This is a genomic window from Pseudomonas sichuanensis (assembly GCF_003231305.1).
Lineage (GTDB): Bacteria > Pseudomonadota > Gammaproteobacteria > Pseudomonadales > Pseudomonadaceae > Aquipseudomonas > Aquipseudomonas sichuanensis.
This window is the reverse complement of the sequence record NZ_QKVM01000001.1, coordinates 66,734-90,229: the sequence shown is the minus strand read 5'-3', so window position 1 is coordinate 90,229 and position 23,496 is coordinate 66,734. Positions and strand designations below refer to the sequence as shown.

Annotated in this window: 21 protein-coding genes; 12 read left to right on the top strand and 9 right to left on the bottom strand. The window is 63.1% G+C overall.

Annotated elements, in window-relative coordinates:
- Positions 1-12 precede the first annotated feature (12 nt).
- From DM373_RS00435 to yaaA, 4 genes are all read right to left on the bottom strand, one after another.
- A complete protein-coding gene (locus DM373_RS00435; RefSeq protein ID WP_110991665.1) occupies positions 13-1,179 on the bottom strand; it encodes an alginate biosynthesis protein Alg44 in 1,167 nt (388 codons plus the stop codon).
- A gap of 36 nt (positions 1,180-1,215) precedes the next feature.
- On the bottom strand, positions 1,216-2,697 hold the full coding sequence (locus DM373_RS00430; RefSeq protein WP_110991664.1) for a glycosyltransferase family 2 protein: 1,482 nt from the start codon (positions 2,695-2,697) through the stop codon (positions 1,216-1,218).
- Positions 2,698-2,768: 71 nt separating this feature from the next.
- Entirely contained in the window at positions 2,769-4,085 is a 1,317-nt protein-coding gene (locus DM373_RS00425) for a nucleotide sugar dehydrogenase (protein ID WP_110991663.1), read from the bottom strand.
- A 1,052-nt stretch (positions 4,086-5,137) separates the two neighbouring features.
- The gene (yaaA, locus tag DM373_RS00420) at positions 5,138-5,917 is read right to left on the bottom strand and encodes a peroxide stress protein YaaA (RefSeq protein ID WP_110991662.1); all 780 of its coding nucleotides are present in this window, start codon (positions 5,915-5,917) and stop codon (positions 5,138-5,140) included.
- A gap of 149 nt (positions 5,918-6,066) precedes the next feature.
- Between yaaA and DM373_RS00415 the strand changes: the two genes are divergently transcribed.
- From DM373_RS00415 to DM373_RS00390, 6 genes are all read left to right on the top strand, one after another.
- Positions 6,067-7,188 carry a polysaccharide deacetylase family protein gene (locus tag DM373_RS00415; protein ID WP_110991661.1) on the top strand — a complete coding sequence of 374 codons (1,122 nt, stop codon included), beginning with the start codon at positions 6,067-6,069 and terminating at the stop codon, positions 7,186-7,188.
- A 647-nt stretch (positions 7,189-7,835) separates the two neighbouring features.
- Entirely contained in the window at positions 7,836-9,230 is a 1,395-nt protein-coding gene (locus DM373_RS00410; RefSeq protein ID WP_110991660.1) for a PhoH family protein, read from the top strand.
- A 116-nt stretch (positions 9,231-9,346) separates the two neighbouring features.
- A complete protein-coding gene (moaC, locus tag DM373_RS00405) occupies positions 9,347-9,817 on the top strand; it encodes a cyclic pyranopterin monophosphate synthase MoaC (protein ID WP_110991659.1) in 471 nt (156 codons plus the stop codon).
- Positions 9,817-10,062: a MoaD/ThiS family protein gene (locus tag DM373_RS00400; protein ID WP_110991658.1), complete on the top strand. Its 246-nt coding sequence runs from the start codon at positions 9,817-9,819 to the stop codon at positions 10,060-10,062. Before moaC ends, DM373_RS00400 begins: the two co-directional genes overlap by 1 nt.
- Positions 10,063-10,064: 2 nt before the next feature.
- Positions 10,065-10,511, top strand: a complete 447-nt coding sequence (moaE, locus tag DM373_RS00395; protein ID WP_110991657.1) for a molybdopterin synthase catalytic subunit MoaE — start codon at positions 10,065-10,067, stop codon at positions 10,509-10,511.
- 166 nt (positions 10,512-10,677) lie between these two features.
- Complete coding sequence (locus tag DM373_RS00390) at positions 10,678-11,454, top strand: ABC transporter substrate-binding protein (protein ID WP_110991656.1); 777 nt, start codon at positions 10,678-10,680, stop codon at positions 11,452-11,454.
- Between the two features lie 29 nt (positions 11,455-11,483).
- On the opposite strand, the gene DM373_RS00385 is transcribed toward DM373_RS00390, so the two are convergent.
- The 4 genes from DM373_RS00385 to DM373_RS00370 form a co-directional block, all read right to left on the bottom strand.
- On the bottom strand, positions 11,484-12,110 hold the full coding sequence (locus DM373_RS00385; protein ID WP_110991655.1) for a helix-turn-helix transcriptional regulator: 627 nt from the start codon (positions 12,108-12,110) through the stop codon (positions 11,484-11,486).
- An 89-nt stretch (positions 12,111-12,199) separates the two neighbouring features.
- A complete protein-coding gene (locus DM373_RS00380) occupies positions 12,200-13,150 on the bottom strand; it encodes an ornithine cyclodeaminase family protein (protein ID WP_110991654.1) in 951 nt (316 codons plus the stop codon).
- Positions 13,151-13,278: 128 nt separating this feature from the next.
- Positions 13,279-14,742, bottom strand: coding sequence for an ATP-dependent RNA helicase RhlB (rhlB, locus tag DM373_RS00375; RefSeq protein ID WP_110991788.1), 1,464 nt, complete (start codon positions 14,740-14,742; stop codon positions 13,279-13,281).
- A gap of 92 nt (positions 14,743-14,834) precedes the next feature.
- On the bottom strand, positions 14,835-15,491 hold the full coding sequence (locus tag DM373_RS00370) for an alpha/beta hydrolase (protein ID WP_110991653.1): 657 nt from the start codon (positions 15,489-15,491) through the stop codon (positions 14,835-14,837).
- 336 nt (positions 15,492-15,827) lie between these two features.
- On the opposite strand from DM373_RS00370, the gene DM373_RS00365 reads away from it, so the two are divergent.
- The 4 genes from DM373_RS00365 (at position 15,828) to DM373_RS00350 (ending at position 19,985) form a co-directional block, all read left to right on the top strand.
- Positions 15,828-16,856, top strand: coding sequence for an amino acid ABC transporter substrate-binding protein (locus DM373_RS00365; protein ID WP_110991652.1), 1,029 nt, complete (start codon positions 15,828-15,830; stop codon positions 16,854-16,856).
- Positions 16,857-16,923: 67 nt separating this feature from the next.
- On the top strand, positions 16,924-18,102 hold the full coding sequence (locus DM373_RS00360) for an amino acid ABC transporter permease (protein WP_110991651.1): 1,179 nt from the start codon (positions 16,924-16,926) through the stop codon (positions 18,100-18,102).
- Positions 18,103-18,112: 10 nt separating this feature from the next.
- Entirely contained in the window at positions 18,113-19,210 is a 1,098-nt protein-coding gene (locus DM373_RS00355) for an amino acid ABC transporter permease (RefSeq protein ID WP_110991650.1), read from the top strand.
- Positions 19,211-19,220: 10 nt separating this feature from the next.
- Complete coding sequence (locus tag DM373_RS00350; RefSeq protein WP_110991649.1) at positions 19,221-19,985, top strand: amino acid ABC transporter ATP-binding protein; 765 nt, start codon at positions 19,221-19,223, stop codon at positions 19,983-19,985.
- A gap of 184 nt (positions 19,986-20,169) precedes the next feature.
- On the opposite strand, the gene algW is transcribed toward DM373_RS00350, so the two are convergent.
- On the bottom strand, positions 20,170-21,330 hold the full coding sequence (gene algW / locus DM373_RS00340; RefSeq protein ID WP_110991647.1) for a Do family serine endopeptidase AlgW: 1,161 nt from the start codon (positions 21,328-21,330) through the stop codon (positions 20,170-20,172).
- Between the two features lie 280 nt (positions 21,331-21,610).
- On the opposite strand from algW, the gene DM373_RS00335 reads away from it, so the two are divergent.
- Together DM373_RS00335 and cysD are read left to right on the top strand one after the other, a co-directional pair.
- Entirely contained in the window at positions 21,611-22,369 is a 759-nt protein-coding gene (locus tag DM373_RS00335; RefSeq protein ID WP_110991646.1) for a Nif3-like dinuclear metal center hexameric protein, read from the top strand.
- A gap of 204 nt (positions 22,370-22,573) precedes the next feature.
- On the top strand, positions 22,574-23,491 hold the full coding sequence (cysD, locus tag DM373_RS00330; protein WP_110991645.1) for a sulfate adenylyltransferase subunit CysD: 918 nt from the start codon (positions 22,574-22,576) through the stop codon (positions 23,489-23,491).
- The last annotated feature ends 5 nt before the right edge of the window (positions 23,492-23,496 follow it).

Genomic DNA, 23,496 nt, shown 5'->3' with positions numbered 1-23,496 from the left:
GCTCCGATCCTCTTACAGCCCGCGGGCCACGGCCTTGTCGATCAGCCAGTTCAGCGACGGGCCACGGTCGCTGTTGACCGCGGCCGGGCGGCCGGCGAGTTCGGCTGGCAGGCCGTCGTCGGGCTTGATCTGCACGCGGATATCCGAGGCCAGGTTGTCGGTGTCCAGGCTGGTGCTGCCGACGATGCGGCCGCTGCGCACCTCGTCTTCGCCGGCGATCTGGAAGTTGACCCGGGTGCCCGGCTTCACTTCGTCGAACTGGCGGTAGCTGAAGCGCGCTTCGACCATCGGGTTGCTGGTGCGCGGGATCAGCGCGAACACCGGCTGGCCCTTGCTGGCGTACTGGCCGTCATCCACCAGCTGGCGCGACACCACGCAGTCGCACGGGCTGGTGAGGGTGCCGGAAAGCTGCTTGCCGAACAGTTCCTCGACCTTGGCCGGCTCCAGCTGCGCGTCGTCCAGGTGGCCCTTGAGCAGGTCGAGCATGCTGGTGTTGAAGGTCGCCAGCGGTGCGCCCTTGGCCACCGGGGTGCCGTTCTCGACCAGGCTCTGCACGCTGCCGTCACGGGGCATGGTGACGGTGGTGGTGGGGACCGCGACCACGCCGGCTTCGGCATGGCTGACGAAGTACAGGCCGTACAGCGACTTGGCGACGAAACCGAAGGCCACCAGGCCGACCACGAACACGCCGGCGGTGACGGTGACCGCCCGCAGGCGGCCGAAGGCCGAGAGGCCGGAGCCTGCGTTGTTCTGCTTGCGCGCCTTGGTGAAGTTGTCGCGTTGCAGGGTGCTGAGCACGTCGCCGACGCTGATCAGCTCACCGGACAGGTGGCTGGTGATGATGTGGCGCAGGGTGGCGATGTCGCGCGGCTCCAGGTTCTGGAACTCGGTGCCGGTGCGGCCAGTGTCGCGGCTGCTGGTGCGCACCAGCAGCTCGACGTCCATCGACAGCCCCAGGTTGTCGACCACGAACTGCAGACGCCCGCGCAGCACTTCGCCTTCGGCGAGCGGTTTCTTCGCGTGGAAGGACAAGCCCCCGGCGGAAAGATCGTCCACCTTCACATCGTGCGGCTCGCGGTTGCCGTCCAGGTAGCGCAGCTTGGCGGGGATGCGTACCCGGGCGTGCTGGCGCTGCGCTTCGGATTCATGCACGACATTGACGTTCACGGCGGTATTCATGGCGATTTCGTTCCTGTTATCCGATCCGGGTTGGGCTCACACGACCATGAACAGCACGGCGACGAAGATGCTCGCGGCCGAGAAGGTCATGGTCCGCGAGGACCAGGTGTTGAACCATTGTTGAAAGCTGGCGAGGTCGCGCTTGAGGGCAGTGGGCTGGCGGGTCCAGGACTGCCTGTCGAGGCGGAAGAACACGTAGATCTTCATCACCGCGCCGACGATCTGGTTGTAATAGAGAATCAGCGGGTAGGCGGGGCCGACGCTGTGGCCCGAGCACAGCAGCATGATGGTGAGGATCAGGCGGGTGATGCCGATCCACAGCAGGTACACCAGCAGGAACTGCAGGCCGAACTTGAAGCTGGCGATCACGGCCACGGTCAGGCCCAGCAGGCTGGTCCACATCGACACGCGCTGGTCGAACAGGACGATGCTGGTGAACAGCCCCAGGCGCTTGAGGCCCAGGCCGAGGGCGCGGGAGTTCTGCCGCAGGTTGTTGCCGTACCAGCGGTACATCAGCTTGCGGCTGGCCTTGACGAAGCTCTTCTCCGGCGGGTGCTCGACCGTGTTGATCGCCGCGTCCGGCACGTAGAAGGTGTCGTAGCCCAGGCGCATCAGGCTGAACCAGCTCGACTTGTCGTCGCCGGTGAGGAACTTGAAGCGGCCCAGGCGCCAGTGCATCAGCGAATCGCTTTCCACATCGGCGATGAACTCGGGGTCGGTCACCACGCTTGCGCGGAACATCGACATGCGCCCGGTCATGGTCAGCACGCGCTTGGAGAGGGCCATCGAGCACATGTTGATGTGGCGCTGGGCGAAGCGCAGCTTGTGCCATTCGCTCATGATGTAGCCGCCGCGCACTTCGCAGAATTCGTTGGTGGTCAGGCCGCCGACGTTGGGGTAGAGCTTGAACCAGGGCACGGTCTTGCGGACCACGCCTTCGCCGAGCACGGTGTCACCGTCGATCACCGCCACCACGGCGTGGTCGTCGGGCAGCATCCGCGAGATGGCGCGAAAACCGTAGGCCAGGCCGTCGCGCTTGCCGGTGCCGGCGATGCGCACGATGTCCAGGGCGACGTGGGCGGGCGGGTTGTACTTGGCCCACAGGCTCTTCACCAGCAGCTCGTCGGACTTTTCCACCAGCGAGCAGACCACGGTGGTGGGGAAGCCACAGTTGATCGCCTCGCGGATCACCGAGCTGTACACCTGGGCGGTGGTCAGGGCATCGATGCGAAAGCTGGTGACCATCAGGTACACGTGTGACGGGTCGGCCGCCGTGCCAAGCTTCTGCACCTTGCGGCGCAGATAGGGGTAGACGAGGTACAGGAAGATCATGCCGCGGATGAAATGGGTGGCGCCCATGGAGTAGCGCCAGATGCCGACAGCACCGACCAGGAAGATGAAGTGCTTCGACTGCGAATCGAAGATATCGCTGGGCAGGGCCAGGGCGATCAGCATGAGCAGGCTCATGTAGAGCAGCCAGCCGGCGCACTGCAACAGCACTGTCTGGAACCTTTGCATGTTCGGCATCCGTCGAGAATTCGGGGGTGGACGGGCGGCGCGCTGGGGAGGGACGCGCCGCCCGGCCGGGGTTACCAGCAGATACCTTCGGTACGGCTGGTGGTGCAGGTTGGCTTGCTCATGAAACCGACCAGGTCGATCACTTGCTTGCCTTCCGGCGCTTGCTGGGCGAGGGCGCGGAACTGTTCGTCACGGTTGCCCAGGACGATGATCTCGGCGTCGTTGACCACCTGCTCGAAGTTGGCGTTGAGCAGCGAGGAAACGTGGGGGATCTTCGACTCGATGTACTCCTTGTTGGCGCCATGCACCCGGGCGTACTCGACGTTCTGGTCGTAGATGTCGAGCTGGTAGCCCTTGCCGATCAGGCGCTCGGCCAGTTCCACCAGCGGGCTTTCGCGCAGGTCGTCGGTACCGGCCTTGAAGCTCAGGCCGAGCAGGGCGACCTTGCGCTTGTCGTGGCTTTCGATGATGTCGAAGGCGTTCTGCACCTGGGATTCGTTGCTGCGCATCAGCGAGTCGAGCAGCGGTGCCTTCACGTCCAGGCTGGCGGCGCGGTAGGTGAGGGCACGCACGTCCTTGGGCAGGCACGAGCCGCCAAAGGCGAAGCCCGGGCGCATGTAGTACTGGGACAGGTTGAGCACCTTGTCCTGGCAGACCACGTCCATCACGTCGCGGCCGTCGACGCCCACGGCCTTGGCGATGTTGCCGATCTCGTTGGCGAAGGTGACCTTGGTGGCGTGCCACACGTTGCAGGTGTACTTGATCATCTCGGCCACTTCGATCGGCTTGCGGATGACCGGGGCATCGAGCTCTTCGTACAGTGCTTGCAGCACGTCGCCGCTGGCGCTGTCCAGTTCGCCGATGACGGTCATCGGTGGCTGGTCATAGTCCTTGATCGCGGTGCTTTCACGCAGGAATTCGGGGTTGACCGCGACGCCGAAGTCGACGCCGGCCTTCTTGCCCGAGCAGTCTTCGAGGATCGGGATCACCACGTTCTTGACGGTGCCCGGCAGCACGGTGCTGCGCACCACGATGGTGTGGCGGCGGCTGGTGTCGCGCAGTACGTAGCCGATTTCGCGGCATACCGACTCGATGTATTCCAGGCCCAGGTCGCCGTTTTTCTTGCTCGGGGTTCCGACGCAGATCATCGACACGTCGCTGGCACGGATGGCTTCGGCGAAATCGGTGGTGCCACGCAGGCGGCCATTGGCCACGCCCTGTTGCAGCAGTGCTTCCAGGCCCGGCTCGACGATGGGCGACTTGCCCCGGTTGATCAGGTCGATCTTGGTGCTGGACACGTCCACACCAATCACTTCATGGCCGCGTGCCGACAGGCAACCGGCACAGACTGCACCCACATAACCCAAACCAAAGATGCTGATACGCATCGCATTCACCTCGTGTGTTTATCACGCCAGCCCTTCTTCGAAAGAGCCAGCCGGGTTGATTGACCAGCAGTTTTCGGGCGCACGGCTCCCTGGCGAATTGACACTTCACCGTGCGCAGGCATGAATAAATCCGGAGCGCAGAAAGTTATGCACTCAACGTTGGCAAGCTAAGGCCAGTATTAATAAGGCGTGCCCTGAAATGCAGCCGTCTTTATTGCAGTTCGCCGTATGCGTACTGCTGTGCTTGTTTTTTCAAGTGGATAAATCCTTTGAAATCAACCACTAGGACGTATGTTAGGGGCGCTTGTCTCCTGCATGGATAATGGCTTTTGGCACTTCCTGTACCGCCTTTGAAGTTTGTTTGATTGTGCGCGATAGCGGCACTTTGTCATCTGTAAGTCATCTCTCACGCTGCGGCGCTTGAAACTTGTTACGGGTGCTATGAGCCATGCGGCGCGGTAGAAGTTCCTGGCTGGGTTCAGCGCGGATGAAAGATTTCTAAATATTTTTTCAGTGGCAAATACTTTCACTTTGATGGCACGCGCTAGTTTCACCCCCGTTTATAAAGGGCGAAAACGAAGCGGGATGGTTATATGCCAGCATGCGAAAATATTTTTCAAAATCCGTCAAAAAAGTACGAACGGTCTTATGGCGTTTTGCGATAAAGGTATGGGTGGTGGTTTTTTGGCGCCTGATGATTGGCGTGTTTGAGGGGGGAGGGGCGGGGGCTCGCCGACGATTTTGCGGCGCTTATGAGATCGAGCGCCGCCCGCGCGGCGCTTCGCGGGTAAACCCGCTCCCACAGTTTGTTTCGGGCCAGTCTTTGCTGTGCTATCACCTGGTCCGCCTTGTTGGTACGACGCGGTTTCAATGTGGGCGTTGCCGCCGCCCCGCATGACTCAAGGCATGCACCGAGGCAGGCGCCGGTACCTCCACAGGCATAATTGGCCCGAAACAAACTGTGGGAGCGGGTTTACCCGCGAAGCGCCGCGCGGGCGGCGCTCGATCTGATAGGCGCTGAAGAACGCTCGGCAAACACCAGGGCGAAGGCATCAGCCTTCGGCGTGATCGCGCAGGAACACCAGGTGATCGGGCTTGGACTGCTCGGCGCTGAAGTAGTAGCCCTGCACATCGAAGCGCTTGAGCTGCTCGGGGTCGTTGATGCGCTGCTCGATCACGAAGCGGCTCATCATCCCGCGGGCCTTCTTGGCGTAGAAGCTGATGATCTTGTACTGGCCGTTCTTCAGGTCCTTGAAGTCGACGTTGATCACCCGCGCCTTCAGGGCGCTCTTCTTCACCGCGCTGAAGTACTCGTTGCTGGCCAGGTTGAGCAGCACGTCGTCGCCCTGCTCGGCCAGGGCCTGGTTCAGCCACTCGCTGATGCGCGTGCCCCAGAAGGCATACAGGTCCTTGCCGCGGGCATTGGCCAGCTTGGTGCCCATTTCCAGGCGGTAGGGCTGCATCAGGTCCAGCGGGCGCAGCAGGCCGTACAGGCCGGAGAGCATGCGCAGGTGGTCCTGGGCATAGCTGAAGTCGTCTTCGGTCAGGCTTTCGGCGTCCAGGCCGGTGTATACGTCACCCTTGAAGGCCAGCAGCGCCTGCTTGGCGTTGGCAGGGCTGAAGGCCGGGGTCCAGCTGCCGAAGCGCGCGGCATTGAGGCCGGCGAGCTTGTCGGAGAGGTGCATCAGTTCGCTGATCTGTGCCGGCGACAGTTCGCGCAGTTGCACGATCAGTTCCTGGGAGTCGTCCAGGTACTGGGGCAAGGTGTGGCGCTGGGTTACCGGCGGGGTGTCGTAGTCGAGGGTCTTGGCGGGGGAAATCACCGTCAGCATCGGGTCGGCTCCTGGAATCAATCGACCGATTCTACGGGGCTGGCGGGGCAACGCCAAACTATGGTGACGATAGCCTGGGCACATGGCCACGGAGTTTCGCCGGGCGTCGCGCTATAGTGCGCGGCATGCCTTCAAGGAGACCGTTCATCGTGCGTATCGCTTTTGCCCTGCTGGCCGGGCTGCTGAGCCTGGGCGTACAGGCTGCCCCTGCAGATTTCGTCAGCTTCGAGCGCAGCCTGTGGCCCGAGAAACTCGACAGCCCGGCGTTGTTCGACGTGGCCTCGCGCGCCGAGATCCTTTCGTTTGCCCGGGTGCTGCACGAGAGCGAAATGCTTGATGAACAGGCGCTGGCGGCGCGCCTGGGCCTGCGCCAGGTCAACCTGCCGGTGATCCGTGCGCTGCGGGCGCGCATGTGGCAGCGGCTATGGACCAACTATCAGCAGGCGCAGCAGAGTTGCGAGCAGGATGCATCGTTTTGCTATCCGCTGGAGTCAATGGCTGATTTGCGCATGAAGTCGGCCACATTCGCCGCAGAAGTCGGCAAGTTCTATGCCGCTTGGATCGAGCCCGGCCACCAGTTCCACACCCGCTACCTGGACGAGCTGCTGCGCAAGGCAGCAGTGTTCCCGCAGACCTCCAGCGAGGTGGAAAAGCTGTCCGCGCGCGAGCGAAACGGCGATGAGCTCAACGACCGCATGTTCCTCCTGAGCTTCGTCGGCGGCCCGGGCCCTGCGGGCGGCAACACCGATGGCCTGGCCGACTATCTGCGCCGGCAGAAGCTCGACGGCATCTTCTTCGTGCTTGGCAATCGGCTGCAGCAGCGTCGTGACAGCGGGGCGCTGGCCGGGCTGTATGCGGGCCAGTGCGTGGGCATCCAGGGCTGGGAGTACCGTTCCCATGCCCAGTGGCAGGGCTGGCAGGACTCGCTGCGGCGCAGCCAGGCGCGGGTTCAGGCGGACCTGCCAGCGCAATATGTGCCGTTGTTCCGCCCGCCCTACGGGCAGCGGCGCGGGGATGGCGAGGCGTTCATGGCCAGCCAGCGGTTGCGGGTGTCGTTGTGGGATATCGATGCCCAGGATGACGGGCCGTTGACCGCAGAGGCCTCGGCGCAGCGGGTGATGACCCTGATGCTGTTGTGGCGCAAGGGGGTGATCCAGTTCCGCGATTACCTGCCCAAGGCGCAGCCGGCGCTGGAGTGGCTGTTGCAGCACACGGCGCAGAGCGGGATTGGCTGGGAGGGGTGTCGGGAGTATGGGGTGGTGGGGGAATAGGTTTGGCGGTTGATCGTGTAATGGCGGCTAGGTGTAGGGCGATGGATTTGCAGCGCTCTTGAGATCGAGCGCCGCCCGCGCGGCGCATCGCGGGACAAGCCCGCTCCCACATTTGTTTCGGGCCAATGATGTCTGTGAGGGTACCGCTGCCCGCCTTGGTGCATGCCTCAAGTCAGGCGAGACGCCAGCAGTGCCAACCTTGATACCGCGTCGTACCAACAAGGCGGACCAGGTAATGGCACAGGACAGACTGGCCCGAAACAAATGTGGGAGCGGGCTTGTCCCGCGATGCGCCGCGCGGGCGGCGCTCGATCTGATAGGCGCTGCAATATCCGAACGGATCACCAAAAAATCCAGCTGAAACACCGCATTTGATCTCTGAGCGTAGTCCCACCCAACCCTCACGCCAAGCCCTGTTCGTCAATCGGAAAAATAAACTTCATCTGTGCGTAAAAAGACTTTTTACCGTCATGGTTTTTGCGGTATCAAGGAACCAGACAGCCGAAACCTGCAGCACAGGTGGCGTCATCCACGCCAGCCTTGCCAGGTGAAATCCCCGCCCGTAACAACGCGGATACGGGGGAAACGGCAGTCACTTTGCGGCGCAGCCGTATGCGCCGTGTGGCTTTCACATAAGGTGACCGAGTATGGATGACCAAGGACGCAACCCTTCCTCCAACCAGCCAATCCTGTATGTGCTCGATACCAACGTCCTGATTCACGACCCTAACGCCCTGCTCAACTTCGAGGAGCACCACGTCGCCTTGCCGATGACGGTGCTGGAGGAACTCGACAAGCTCAAGACCGGTAAACACACCATCGCCGCCGAATGTCGCCAGGCCATCCGCCTGATCGACCAGACCCTGGGCGACGCCTCGCCCAGCGATGTCGAGAAGGGTGTCCCGATCCAGCGCGGCAAGAGCGGGCCCAAGGGCTTCCTGTCCATCCTCATGAGCACGCGCAACGAGCCGAACCGCCTGCTCCCCGAAAACCTTGCCGACAACATCATCATCAACCAGTTGCTGGACCTGCGCGCCAAGCGCCCGGACCTGGACGTGGTGCTGGTCACCAAAGACATCAACATGCGCCTGAAGGCGCGCGCCTGCGGGATTGCCGCCGAGGACTACAGCACCGACCAACTGGTCGACGACGTGTCCTTGCTGTCCAAGGGCTACCACTCGGTCACCGGTTCCTTCTGGGACCGGGTCAGCAAGGTCGACACCCGCCAGGAGCGCGGCCGCACCTGGCACCGGGTACAGATGATCGACAACCTGCCGGCTGTGCACATCAACGAGTTCATCATCGATGAGCAAGGCTTCGTCGGTTGGGTCAAGGGCATCCGCGACAGCGAACTGCTGCTGCTCGACCTGCACCAGGAGCCGCTGCTGCACCAGGAGGCCTGGGGCCTGAAGCCGCGCGACATCCACCAGAGCCTGGCGCTGTTCGCCTTGCTCGACCCGGATATCCACCTGGTCAACCTGACCGGCGCCGCCGGTTCCGGCAAGACCATCCTGGCACTGGCCGCGGCCATCGAGCAGACCATGGTCAGCAAGCGTTACCGGCGCATCATCGCCACCCGCAGCGTGCAGGGGCTGGACCAGGAGATCGGCTTCCTGCCGGGCACCGAGGCGGAGAAGATGGAGCCTTGGCTGGGCGCCATCACCGACAACCTCGAAGCCTTGCACATGGATGACGAGAGCACCCACGGCAGCGTCGAGTACATCCTCGAAAGGGTCCCGCTGCAGTTCAAGTCGATGAACTACATCCGCGGGCGCAGCTTCCAGCAGAGCCTGATCCTGATCGACGAGTGCCAGAACCTCACCCCGCACCAGATGAAAACCATCATCACCCGTGCCGGTGCAGGATCCAAGGTGGTCTGCCTGGGCAACCTGGCGCAGATCGACACCCCCTACCTGTCGGCCACCAGTTCCGGGCTGACCTACCTGACCGAACGCTTCAAGGACTTCCCCCACGGCGTGCACATCACCCTGCAGGGCGTGCCGCGCTCGGTACTGGCCGAGTACGCCGAGTCGCATCTGTAACACTTCGCGGGGCAGGTCGCATCGGCGTACCGCCGATACGACTTGCCCCGCGTTGCCCTCTGCTCAAACCTGACCCACGGGTTTACACTCTGCTTTCCCTTCACAGGAGCAGAGCTGTGCTGACTCATCTTGATTCCCAGGGGCGCGCCAACATGGTCGACGTCACTGAAAAAGCCGTGACCGCACGCGAGGCGCTGGCCGAGGCGCGGGTGCGCATGTTGCCGGCGACCTTGCGCATGATCGTCGATGGCGAACACCCCAAGGGTGACGTGTTCGCCGTGGCGCGTATCGCTGGCATCCAGGCGGCGAAGAAGACCAGCGACCTGATCCCGCTGTGCCACCCGTTGATGCTCACCAGCGTCAAGGTCGAGCTGGCCGCCGAGGGCGAGGACGTGGTGCATATCGTCGCGCGCTGCAAGCTGGCCGGGCAGACCGGGGTCGAGATGGAAGCGCTGACCGCGGCCAGTGTCGCTGCGTTGACTATCTACGACATGTGCAAGGCGGTGGACAAAGGCATGGTCATCGAGCAGGTGCGCCTGCTGGAGAAGACCGGCGGCAAGAGCGGCCACTACAAGGTGGAGGGGTGATGAAGGTCAAGGTCATGTATTTCGCCCGCTATCGCGAAGTGCTGGGCGTGGATGTCGAGCGGGTGGAGGGCACCTTCAAGGTGCTGGACGATGTGCGCCAGGCCCTGGTGGCCAAGGGCGGGCAGTACGCCGTGCTGGCCGAGCAGAACCTGATGTGTGCGCGCAACGAGGAACTGTGCAGGCTCGATGAGCCGCTGGAGGAGGGCGACGAGGTCGCGTTCTTCCCGCCGGTGACCGGAGGCTGACCATGGCCGTACGTGTGCAGGAGGCGGCGTTCGACCCGGGGTTCGAGGTCAACGCCATGCACGCCGCCAACGTCGGCGTGGGTGCGGTGGTCGGCTTTGTCGGCTACGTGCGCGATTTCAACGATGGCCAGGACGTGGCGGGGATGTTCCTCGAGCACTACCCGGGCATGACCGAGAAGGCCCTGGCCAAGATCGTGGTCGAGGCCGAGCAGCGCTGGCCGCTGCTCAAGGTCGAGGTGTTGCACCGCATCGGTGCCCTGGAGCCGGGCGAACCGATCGTGTTCGTCGGGGTGGCCAGCGCACACCGCCAGGCGGCATTCGACGCCTGCAACTTCATCATGGATTACCTCAAGACCCGTGCGCCGTTCTGGAAGAAAGAACAGACCGGCGACGGCCCGCGCTGGGTCGAGGGCAAGCAGAGCGATGAGGACGCTGCCCGGCGCTGGTGAGCGAGCTCTTTCGGGGCGTGTATTTCGTCTCGGAGGTGGTTGAGTTTCAAGACACAAAAGTCCAGTATGGAATCATAAGTACAAAATGATTCCATACGGCCTTGCGGCCTTTGTCTTTACCTCTGTCTTGCACCACAACCTCCAATAATGAGCGAGCGAGATTCCGATGAAGAAAATCACCCTGATCAGTGGTCTGGCCCTGGGCCTGTTGGCCAGTAGCAATCTGTTCGCCGCCAATTCCGAGCTGCGAATCGGCATCGAAGCGGCTTACCCGCCGTTTGCCTCGAAGAACGACAAGGGCGAAATCGTCGGTTTCGACTATGACATCGGCAATGCCTTGTGCGCGCAGCTCAAGGTCAAGTGCGTGTGGACCGAGGTCGAGTTCGACGGGCTGATCCCGTCGCTGAAGGTGAAGAAGATCGACGCCGCCCTGTCGTCGATGACCATCACCGATGAGCGCAAGAAGTCCGTGGACTTCACCCACAAGTACTACTTCACCTCGTCGCGGCTGGTGATGAAGAAGGGCGCGACGGTCGATGACCAGTACCAGAGCCTGGTCGGCAAGACCATTGGTGTGCAGCGCGCCACCACTACCGACCGCTACGCCACCGAAGTGCTCGAGCCCAAGGGCGTCAAGGTCAAGCGCTACAGCAACAACGAAGAGATCTACATGGACCTGGCATCGGGGCGTGTGGATGCGATCTTCGCCGACACCATCCCGCTGGATGATTTCCTGTCGATGCCGCGCGGCGCCGACTACGCCTTTGTCGGCCCGGAGCTGAAGGACCCGAAATACGTCGGCGAAGGTGCCGGCATTGCCGTGCGCAAGGGCAACGGCGAGTTGGTCAGCCAGCTCAACGGCGCCATCGACGCACTGCGGGCCAGTGGCGAGTACCAGAAGATCCAGGGCAAGTACTTCAAGTCGGACATCTACGGCGACTGAGCCGCCCTGGGTTCAAGGCCTGAGCCGTTTCAGGCCTTGAGCTCCTTCAGGTGCTTGTACACCGTCGCCCGCCCCATCCCCAGCACATTGGCCACGTAGTTGGCCGCACTCTTGCCTTTGAACGCGCCCTCGGCATGCAGGGCCAGCACCAGCTCGCGCTTGTGGTCGCGGTTGAGCACGCTCAGGCTCAGCTGATGCTCGCGCAGCCAGCCATTGAGGAAGGTGTTGATGCGTTCCTGCCAGTCGTCGCGGAACAGCGCATCGGGCTGGGGGATCAGCCGGCTCGGCGAGAGGAACAGGTCCAGCGCCGCCCGGGCGTTTTCGAACAGCGAGATGTTCAGGTTGATGCACAGCACCGCCAGCGGCTTGCCTGCGCTGTCGCGCAGCACGGTGCTCAGCGAACGGATCTTCTGCCCGTCCCAGTTGAGTTTCTCGTAGGGGCCGATGTTGGTTTCGTCGGTGCCGGGTTCAAGCAGGTCTTCCAGGGCGGCATCGTCGCCGATCTCGCGTTTGGACAGGTTGTTGGCGATGTAGTCGATCTTCTGGCTGCGCAGGTCGTGCAGCACCACCTCGGCATGGGGGAAGAAGAGGGTGGCGATCGCGTCGGCGATGGCCCGGTAGTTGTCCAGGGCCGGATCGGGGCAAGGTGAAGGCATCGTGGCAGGCTCCATGCGGTATCAGCGCCCTTGTGCCAAGGGCGCTGGGAGTGTGCCGCAATCATGGCGGCGCGTCATCCGGGCGGGCCTTAGCCGGCCTGTTGCAAGCGATACAGGGCATTGGCCAGGGCGATGTCTTCCAGGCCAAGGCCAATGGAGCGGAAGAAGGCGTGGCGCTGGTAGCTCGGCACGGGCGCTACGCCGCTGAGCAGTTGCGCCAAGTCGCCGATGATCGCCTCGGGCCGCCAGCCGGTCTGCTCGGCGGCGATCAGCATTTCGCCGGCACTGCCTGGGGTGGTTACCCGGTAATCGCAGTACACATCCATGTCTTGCAGGCTGGCCGGGGGGACCTCATGGGCACGCACGGCATTGGTGCTGATCGAGGTGATCAGTGCCGGCTTGCTCAACTGGCCGGGGTCGATCACCGGGCCTGCCGATGAGGTGCACAGCATGATCACGTCGGCATCGACCAGCGCCTGCTCCAGGCTGTCGGCCAGTTGCACGCGATTGTCGAGGTCGGTCAATTGCTGGCGTTGCGCGGCGCTCTGCCGGGCGAGGCTTGGCGAGAACAGGCGGATGTCCTGCCATTGGCGCAGGCCACGCACGTAGTGCAAGTGGGCACGGGCGATGGCGCCGCTGCCGATCACGGCCAGGCGCCGGGCCTGGGGTGAGGCCAGGGCGTCGACGGCCACGGCGGTGGTGGCGGCGGTGCGCGCGGTGGTCAGCTCGCCGGCGTCGCACAACAGCAGCGGCAGGCCGCTGTCCATCGACATCAGCAGCGTCCAGGCCGTCACCAGCGGGCCCTGCTCGCGGACGATGTAGGGTGAAGTCTTGATCCCGTAGACGCGCTCCTCGGCCAGCACCCCGCCATAGTTGATGAAGTCGCCGCGCCCGGCGGGGAATTCCACCAGTTGCTGAGGGGGCTGCACCGCTTCGCCTGCGGCCAAGTCGCGGAACAGCTTGCGCAGGATCTGCGGCACGTCCAGCTGGCCGAGCAGGTGGCGAGCGTGTTGTTGATCGATGACGAGGGGCGTGGGCATGGACGGCTCCTGATAAACAATTTAGTCCATTATGGACTTTTTGTTCTGTTGAGCAATATCGCGGGTACGGACAGCGGGGTCAAGCAAAGCAATTGGGGCTGCAAAGCAGCCCCAATATGAGTGACGCCTCAGTGCCCTTTGCGCGGCACCGGCTTGAGCAGCTCGTCCGGGGGCATCTCGCACTTGATCTTGCGCCCCAGCAGTTCCTCGATCGCCGGCAACTGGTAGGAGTCGTCCTCACCGGCGAAGCTGATCGACACGCCCTCGGCCCCCGCGCGGCCAGTACGGCCAATGCGGTGCACGTAGTCGTCCGGGTCTTCCGGCAGGGTGAAGTTGATCACATGGCTGATGCCGTCGATGTGGATGCCGCGGCCGGCCACATCGGTGGCCACCAGCACGGTGATGCGCCCTTCGCGGAAGTTTTCCAGGGTACGGATGCGCTTGTGCTGCGGCACGTCGCCGGAAAGCTGGGCGGCGTTGATGCCGTCGCGCACCAGTTTTTCCTCGATGCGCCGCACTTCGTCCTTGCGGTTGGCGAACACCATCACCCGTTCCCATTTGTGCTGGGTGACCAGGTTGTACAGCAGCTTGTACTTGTCGCTGCCGGCCACCGCGTACACGTGCTGCTCGACGGTTTCGCTGGCGACGTTCTCCGGCTCGATCTCGACGATGGCCGGGTTGGTGGTCCACTGCTTGGCCAGGTTCATCACGTCGTCGGTGAAGGTGGCGGAGAACAGCAGGGTCTGGCGCTCGCTCTTCGGCGGGGTCTGGCGGATGATCTGCCGCACCTGGGGGATGAAGCCCATGTCGAGCATGCGGTCGGCTTCGTCCAGTACCATCACCTCGACCATGTCCAGATGCACTTCGCCACGCTGCTGGAAGTCCAGCAGGCGGCCCGGCGTGGCCACCAGGATGTCGCAGTGGCGGGCTTCGAGGGCCTTGAGCTGCTTGTCGAAGTCCATGCCGCCGACGAAGCTCATCACGTTCAGGCCGCTGTACTTGGTCAGGGCCACGGCGTCCTTGGCGATCTGCACCACCAGTTCGCGGGTCGGGGCGATGATCAGCGCGCGCGGTTCGCCCATGTAGCGCTCCTTGGGCGGCGGGGTCTGCTGCAGCTGCGAGATGATCGAGATCAGGAACGCGGCGGTCTTGCCGGTGCCGGTCTGTGCCCGACCAATGGCGTCCTGGCCACGCAGGGTGTAGCCCAGCACGCCGGCCTGGATCGGCGTGCAATACGGGAACCCGAGGTCGTGGATGGCATGCATCAGCTCGTTGGAAAGCTTGAAGTCGTGGAAGCGCGTCTTGCCCTCTTGCGGCTCGACCACGAAGTCTTCGGGTTTCCACAGGCTGGCCTGGGGTTTGGGCTTGCGCTCGCGGCGTGGCTTTGGCGTGGCGGGCTGCTGCGCGCGGACCGGCTCGGTGGCCGGCTTGTCGGCGGCGGCCGGGGCGGGTTTGGGCTTGGCGCTGGCGCGCGGCGCAGAATGTTCGGCGGCCGGTTGCGGTGCCGGCGCGGGCGGGGTCACGGCGACGGGCTCGGCGGCTGGCGGCGCGGCGTCTCCCTTGGCGAATATTTTCTTGAGTGCCTTGAGCACGATCATCTCGTCAACTGGTTAAGGAATGTACGCCGGGCAGTGTAATGCAAGAATCGGGCGCGGCGTAGTGCAATGCTCGGGCGGCTACAGGCTCACTGCAGCTGGCGGCTCAGCCAGTCGTGGATATCGTTCAGCTCGGCCACCGCCACCTCGTGTTCCATCGGGTATTCGTGCCATTGCGCGGCCACGCCCCAGGTATTGAGGTATTCGAACGCCGTGCGGCCCATCGATGGGATCACCACCGGGTCATGCACGCCGTGCAGGCACAGCGCGGGCGTGCGCTGCTGGCAGGCGCTCAGTTGCTGGCTGTCGGTGAAGGTCGGGGCGTAGGTGGACAGGGCAATCACCCCGCCCAGCGCTTCCTGCCACTTTATATAGGCGGTGTGCAGCACCACGGCGCCACCCTGGGAAAAGCCCGCCAGGATGATCCGCGACAGGTTGATGCCCTTGGCCTGTTCGGCCTTGATCAGCGTGATGATCTGCCCGGCCGATTCCTCGAGCTGCGCTTCGTCGATGGCCCGTGCCGGGGTCATGGCCTTGATGTCGTACCAGCTGGGCATTTCATAGCCGCCGTTGATGGTCACCGGGCGGGTAGGGGCCTGGGGCATGACGAAGCGGGTGCTGAGCAGGCGCTCCTGGAGAAACTCGGCCACCGGTAGGAAGTCGTAACGGTCGGCCCCCAGGCCGTGCAACCAGATCACACAGGCGTCGGCGGTGTTCTGGGGTTCGAGAATCAGCGGGTTGGTCATGACTGCTCCGAAAAAGTGCGTGCGTACGTAATGAGTGCGTAAAAAGAAGGCGATGGAGGTTAATGCCAGAAAAAGATGTCGCAACTCTACAACTTTTCCTACTTGACGCCCGCTTAATCGCTTAAGCCTGCAACTGTGGTACGCCCTTTGCTATGACCTTGTCATGCGAAGGAGTGGGCCAGTCACGGTAACACCCCTCGTGTGGATATAAAGGCTGTCATAGAACAGCTCATTGCGCCAATTGACCCAAAAACAAGCCAACACGGGGTCGGATGTGCCTCATAAGGGTGCGGTGCAATTCCGGCTCGTACAACAAGAGCGATTTGGAGGTTGTTGATGAAGATGTTGAAAACCACCCTGGCAGTCCTGACCGCCGCCGCTGCGCTGGGCGCCACCAGCTTCGCCCAGGCCGGCGCCACCCTCGATGCGGTGAAGAAGAAGGGCTTCGTCCAGTGTGGCGTGAGCGATGGTCTTCCGGGGTTCTCCGTACCTGATGCACAAGGCAAGATCGTCGGCATCGACGCCGACGTCTGCCGTGCAGTGGCCGCCGCCGTGTTCGGTGACGCCACCAAGGTCAAGTTCAGCCAGCTCAACGCCAAGGAACGCTTCACCGCGCTGCAGTCCGGCGAAGTCGACGTGCTGTCGCGCAACACCACCTGGACCAGCTCGCGCGATGCCGGCATGGGCCTGGTATTTGCCGGCGTCACCTACTACGACGGTGTCGGTTTCCTGGTGAACAAGAAGCTCGGCGTTTCCAGCGCCAAGGAGCTCGATGGCGCCACCATCTGCATCCAGGCCGGTACCACCACCGAGCTGAACGTCTCCGACTACTTCCGCGCCAACGGCCTGAAATACACCCCGATCACCTTCGACACCTCCGACGAGAGCGCCAAGTCGCTGGAGTCGGGTCGTTGCGACGTGCTGACCTCCGACAAGTCGCAGCTGTTCGCCCAGCGCTCCAAGCTGGCCGCGCCGACCGACTACGTGGTGCTCCCGGAAACCATCTCCAAGGAGCCTCTGGGCCCAGTGGTGCGCAAAGGCGATGAAGAGTGGTTCAGCATCGTCAAGTGGACCCTCTACGCCATGCTCAATGCCGAAGAGGCGGGGATCACCTCGAAGAACGTCGAAGCCGAGGCCAAGTCCACCAAGAACCCTGATGTCGCCCGCCTGCTGGGTGCCGACGGCGAATACGGCAAGGACCTCAAGCTGCCGAAGGACTGGGTGGTGCAGATCGTCAAGCAGGTCGGCAACTACGGTGAAGTGTTCGAGAAGAACCTTGGCAAGAGCACACCGCTGGAGATCGACCGCGGCCTGAACGCCCTGTGGAACAACGGCGGCATCCAGTACGCACCGCCAGTGCGCTGATGCTTGCACCCCGCGGCGGCATACCGCCGCCGCGGGTCGTTCGACACCCTTCTTTTCGGGGCACTTCATGCAAAATCAAATCGGCGCACGGAAAGGGTTTTCCCTTAGCGATCCACGTGTGCGCGCGTGGCTGTTCCAGATCCTCACGGTAGCCTGTGTGATCGGTCTGGGCTGGTACCTCATTCATAACACCCAGACCAACATGCAGCACCGGGGCATCACCTCGGGCTTCGACTTTCTCGAGCGCAGTGCCGGTTTCGGCATCGCCCAGCATCTGATCGGCTACACCGAGGCCGATACCTACGCACGGGTATTGCTGGTCGGCCTGCTCAATACATTGCTGGCGAGTGTCATCGGCATCATTCTCGCCACCGTGCTTGGCTTCACCATCGGCGTGGCCCGCTTGTCCTCCAACTGGGTGATCAGCAAGCTGGCGACGGTGTATGTGGAGACCTTCCGCAACATCCCGCCGCTGTTGCAGATCCTGTTCTGGTACTTCGCGGTGTTCACCGCGCTGCCGGGGCCGCGGGGCAGCATCAATATCGATGATCTGTTCTTCATCAGCAGCCGTGGCGTGAACATGCCCGGTGCGTCCATCGCCGAGGGCGCCTGGCCGTTCGCGGTGGCGGTGGCCCTGGCGGTCGTGGCGGTCGTGGTGATGGTGCGCTTTGCCAACAAGCGCTTCGATGAAACCGGGCAACCGTTCCACAAGTTCTGGGTAGGCCTGGCACTGTTCATCGGTATCCCCGCCATGAGCGTGCTGCTGTTCGGCAGCCCGCTGCAGTGGGAGGTGCCACAGCTCAAGGGCTTCAACTTTGTCGGCGGCTGGGTGCTGATCCCCGAGTTCCTGGCGTTGACCCTGGCCCTGTCGATCTACACCGCAGCGTTTATCGCCGAGATCGTGCGTGCCGGCATTCGTTCGGTCAGCTACGGCCAGACTGAGGCGGCGCGTTCACTCGGGCTGCGCGAAGGCCCGACTTTGCGCAAGGTGATCATCCCCCAGGCACTGCGGGTCATTATCCCGCCGCTGACCAGCCAGTACCTGAACCTGACGAAGAACTCCTCGCTGGCTGCGGTGATCGGCTACCCCGAGCTGGTGTCGCTGTTCGCGGGCACGGTGTTGAACCAGACGGGGCAATCTGTCGAGGTCATGGCGATCACCATGGGTGTGTATCTGACGATCAGCATCAGCATTTCGTTGCTGATGAACTGGTACAACAAGCGCATTGCGCTGATCGAGCGGTGAGGGCAGGCGCATGAGTTCCCATGTTTTCAAACCTGATATGCCGCCACCGGTGAAAACCGTCGGCGTGCTGGCGTGGATGCGCGCCAATCTGTTTTCCAGCTGGGTCAACACCCTGCTGACCCTGTTTGCCATCTACCTGGTGTGGCTGATTGTGCCGCCCCTGTTGCAGTGGGCGTTCCTGGAGGCCAACTGGTCCGGCACCACCCGGGCGGACTGTACGAAGGAAGGTGCCTGTTGGGTGTTCATTCAGCAGCGCATCGGCCAGTTCATGTATGGCTACTACCCGGCCGAGCTACGCTGGCGTGTCGACCTGACGGTCTGGCTGGGCGTGATCGCAGCGGCGCCGCTGTTCATCAAGCGCTTCCCACGCAAGGTGCCCTACGGCATCGGCTACCTGGTGCTGTATCCCATTCTTGCCTACCTGTTGCTGCACGGTGGCAGCTTTGGTCTGGCCCTGGTGCCGACGTCCCAATGGGGTGGGCTGACCTTGACCCTGGTGATCGCCACTGTGGGTATTGCTGCGGCGCTGCCGCTGGGCATTCTGCTTGCCCTCGGGCGGCGCTCGAGGATGCCGGTGGTCAAGGCGGTCTCGGTGACGTTCATCGAGTTCTGGCGCGGCATCCCGTTGATCACGGTGCTGTTCATGTCCTCGGTGATGCTGCCGTTGTTCATGCCCGAGGGGACCAGCTTCGACAAGCTGTTGCGGGCGATGATCTTCGTGATCCTGTTCGAGTCTGCCTATATCGCCGAGGTGGTCCGCGGTGGCCTGCAGGCGATCCCCAAGGGCCAGTACGAAGCGGCTGCGGCCATGGGCCTGGGCTACTGGCGTGCCATGGGCCTGGTGATCCTGCCCCAGGCGCTCAAGCTGGTGATCCCTGGCATCGTCAACACCTTCATCGCCCTGTTCAAGGACACCAGCCTGGTGATCATCATCGGCCTGTTCGACCTGCTCAACAGCACTCGACAAGCCACGGCAGACCCTGCCTGGCTTGGCATGGCGACCGAGGGCTACGTGTTCGCGGCCCTGGTTTACTGGATTTTCTGTTTCGGTATGTCCCGCTACTCCATGCACCTGGAGCGCAAGCTGGACACTGGCCACAAGCGTTAGGAGTTTCGAAATGAGTGAAGCGATCAAGCAGCCTGCCGGCCCCGAAGGCATCATCCAGATGCAGGGCGTGAACAAGTGGTACGGCCAGTTCCATGTGCTCAAGGACATCAACCTGAACGTGCGCCAGGGTGAGCGCATCGTGTTGTGCGGGCCGTCCGGCTCGGGCAAGTCGACCACCATCCGCTGCCTCAACCGCCTGGAAGAGCACCAGCAGGGGCGCATTGTCGTCGACGGTGTGGAGCTGACCAACGACCTCAAGCAGATCGAGGCGATCCGCCGCGAGGTGGGCATGGTGTTCCAGCACTTCAACCTGTTCCCGCACCTGAGTATCCTCGAGAACTGCACCCTGGCGCCCATGTGGGTACGCAAGATGCCACGGCGCAAGGCCGAGGAAATCGCCATGCACTTCCTGGAGCGCGTGCGTATTCCAGAGCAGGCGCACAAGTACCCGGGGCAGTTGTCCGGTGGTCAGCAGCAGCGCGTGGCGATTGCCCGGGCGCTGTGCATGAAGCCGAAGATCATGCTGTTCGACGAACCGACATCGGCGCTCGACCCGGAGATGGTGAAGGAAGTGCTCGACACCATGGTCAGCCTGGCCGAGGACGGCATGACCATGCTCTGCGTGACCCATGAGATGGGCTTTGCCCGCACCGTGGCGAACCGGGTGATCTTCATGGACAAGGGTGAGATCGTCGAGCAGGCGGCGCCGGACGAGTTCTTCGACCGGCCGCGCAGTGACCGGACCAAGTTGTTCCTGAGCCAGATCCTGCATTGATGCAAAAAGGGCTGCTTTGCAGCCCTTTTTGCAGCGGCTGACGCGGTCGTTGTAGGAGCGGCCTTGTGCCGCGAAGGGGCTGCGCAGCGGCCCCAGGATTTCAGCTTCACCACAAATGCCGCCGGGGCCGCGTTGCGGCCCTTTCGCGGCACAAGGCCGCTCCTACAGGGCGATCCGTGTACGCTTAGTTCTCTTCTTTTGCGGCCACCGGCGCCGGTGGTGGCCGCAGCCCCACCTCGGCGATCAGCTTCAGTTGCTGACCATTGCGCACCACTTCGATGGTGATCTTTTCGGTAGGCTTGATCCGCGCCACCTGGTTCATCGACTTGCGGCCATCGCCGGCTGGCTCGCCGTTGATGCTGAGGATCACATCCCCCAATTGCAGCCCCGCGCGTGCCGCTGGGCCGTCGCGGAAAATCCCTGCCACGACGATGCCCGGGCGCCCCTGCATGCCGAACGACTCGGCCAATTCCTGGCTCAGCGGCTGCACTTCGATGCCCAGCCAGCCACGGATCACCTGGCCGTGCTCGACGATCGATTTCATCACCTCCAGTGCCAGCTTGACCGGAATGGCGAAGCCGATGCCTTGCGAGCCGCCGGACTTGGAGAAGATTGCCGTGTTGATGCCCACCAGGTTGCCGTTGGCATCGACCAGCGCGCCGCCAGAGTTGCCTGGGTTGATCGCCGCGTCGGTCTGAATGAAGTCTTCGTAGTTGTTCAGGCCCAGCTGGTTGCGCCCGGTGGCGCTGATGATGCCCATGGTCACGGTCTGGCCGACGCCGAAGGGGTTGCCGATGGCCAGGGTGACATCGCCGATGTGGATGTTGTCCGAACGGCCGATGGTGATCGCCGGCAGGTTCTTGAGGTCGATCTTCAGTACCGCGAGGTCGGTTTCCGGGTCGCTGCCGATGACCCGGGCCAGGGTTTCGCGGCCATCCTTGAGCGCCACGACGATCTGGTCGGCACCACTGGTGACGTGGTTATTGGTCAGCAGGTAGCCCTCGGGGCTCATGATCACCGCCGAACCCAGGCTCGATTCCCAGCGCCGCTGCTTGGGCAGGTTGTCGCCGAAGAAACGCCGGAACTGCGGGTCTTCGAACAGCGGGTGGGCGCTCTTGTTGACCACCTTGGTGGTGTACAGGTTGACCACCGCCGGGGCGGCCAGGGTCACGGCATCGGCATAGGAGACCGGGCCCTGCATGATCCGGGTGGTCTGCGGGGCCTGCTGCAGGTTGACGTCCTGGCTGGGCAGGCCGACCCATTGCGGGAAGCGCTGGATGACCAGCATGGCGATCAATACGCCGGTGAGCAGGGGCCAGCCGAAATAACGCAGAGCCTTGAGCATGAATCAATCCTGGGAGTAGGGCGGGGGCCACATCGGTGCGGCCCAGGGTGCGAGCGCGCGCGATCATACACGTGAAAAAGTCGATCGGCGACGGCTGCCTCATCGCGGGGCAAGCCCGCTCCCACGCCAGGTAGTGAAGGCGTGGGAGCGGGCTTGCCCCGCGATGGGGTAGTCCCCCAAGCACTTGCCGCCGGTTTCCCCTGCGCCGGCAACGGCCCATAATGGCGGCCATTATAGGGCCTCGTGCCCTGGTGCAACGCCGATTTCGAGGAGATTTTTCATGGCCGTCGCCCTCAATACCCTGGTCGAGGAAGCCGAGCGCTACCTGGCCAGTGCAAAAATCCAGGATTACTGCCCCAATGGCCTGCAGGTCGAGGGCCGCCCGCAGGTCAGCCGCATCGTCACGGGGGTCACCGCCAGCCAGGCACTGCTCGATGCCGCCGTCGAGGCCGAGGCCGATCTGGTGCTGGTCCACCACGGTTATTTCTGGAAGGGGGAAAACCCCTGCATCACCGGCATGAAGCAGCGCCGCCTGAAGACCTTGCTCAAGCACGACATCAGCCTGCTGGCCTACCACCTGCCGCTGGACCTGCACCCCGAAGTGGGCAACAACGTGCAGTTGGCGCGCCAGCTGGACATCACCGTCGAAGGCCCGCTGGACCCGAACAACCCCAAGGTGGTGGGCCTGGTCGGCTCGTTGGCCGAGCCTCTGTCGGCGCGTGATTTCGCCCGCCGGGTGCAGGAGGTCATGGGCCGTGAGCCGCTGGTGATCGAGGGCGAGCAGATGATCCGCCGGGTCGGCTGGTGCACCGGTGGCGGTCAGGGCTATATCGACACCGCCATCGCGGCGGGGGTGGATCTGTTCCTCAGCGGCGAGGCGTCCGAGCAGACCTTCCACAGTGCCCGGGAGAACGGCATCAGCTTCATTGCCGCCGGGCACCACGCCACCGAGCGCTATGGTGTGCAGGCACTGGGGGATTACCTGGCACGGCGGTTCGCGGTCGAGCACCTGTTCATCGATTGCCCGAACCCGATCTGATGGCCTTTTCGCGGGGCAAGCCCGCTCCCACGACTGGCGTGGGAGCGGGCTTGCCCCGCGATGCTTTTGGGCCCAAACCCCCAGTCATATCGTTAGATTGTTTCGATCTAGGCAGCCTCCTAAATAGAATCAGGCGCTGTGATAAAGTGGCTCGCTCGAACACGGCCCGCAGGCCGTCCATAAGATCGTTTTTCGTGAGTAGCCATGGTCGACAATCTGACGCACTTGAAACAGCTGGAGGCGGAGAGCATCCATATCATCCGCGAGGTGGCCGCCGAGTTCGACAACCCGGTGATGCTCTACTCGATCGGCAAGGATTCCGCGGTCATGCTGCACCTGGCGCGCAAGGCCTTCTTCCCGGGCAAGCTGCCGTTCCCGGTGATGCACGTCGACACCCAGTGGAAGTTCCAGGAGATGTACAGCTTCCGCGACAAGATGGTCGAGGAGATGGGCCTGGAGTTGATCACCCACGTCAACCCCGAGGGTGTGGCGCAGGGCATCAACCCGTTCACCCATGGCAGCTCCAAGCACACCGACATCATGAAGACCCAGGGCCTGAAACAGGCGCTGGACAAGCATGGTTTCGATGCCGCTTTCGGTGGCGCGCGCCGCGACGAAGAGAAGTCCCGCGCGAAAGAGCGCGTGTACTCGTTCCGCGACAGCAAGCACCGTTGGGACCCGAAGAACCAGCGCCCGGAGCTGTGGAACATCTACAACGGCAAGGTCAACAAGGGCGAGTCGATCCGTGTGTTCCCGCTGTCCAACTGGACCGAGCTGGACATCTGGCAGTACATCTACCTCGAAGGCATCCCGATCGTGCCGCTGTACTTCGCCGCCGAGCGTGAAGTGATCGAGAAGAACGGCACCCTGATCATGATCGACGACGAACGCATCCTCGAGCACCTCAGCGAGGAAGAGAAGGCGCGCATCGTCAAGAAGAAAGTGCGTTTCCGTACCCTGGGCTGCTACCCGTTGACGGGTGCGGTCGAGTCCGAAGCCGAGACCCTGACGGACATCATTCAGGAAATGCTCCTGACCCGCACGTCCGAGCGCCAGGGCCGCGTCATCGACCACGATGGTGCAGGCTCGATGGAAGACAAAAAACGCCAAGGCTACTTCTAATTTCA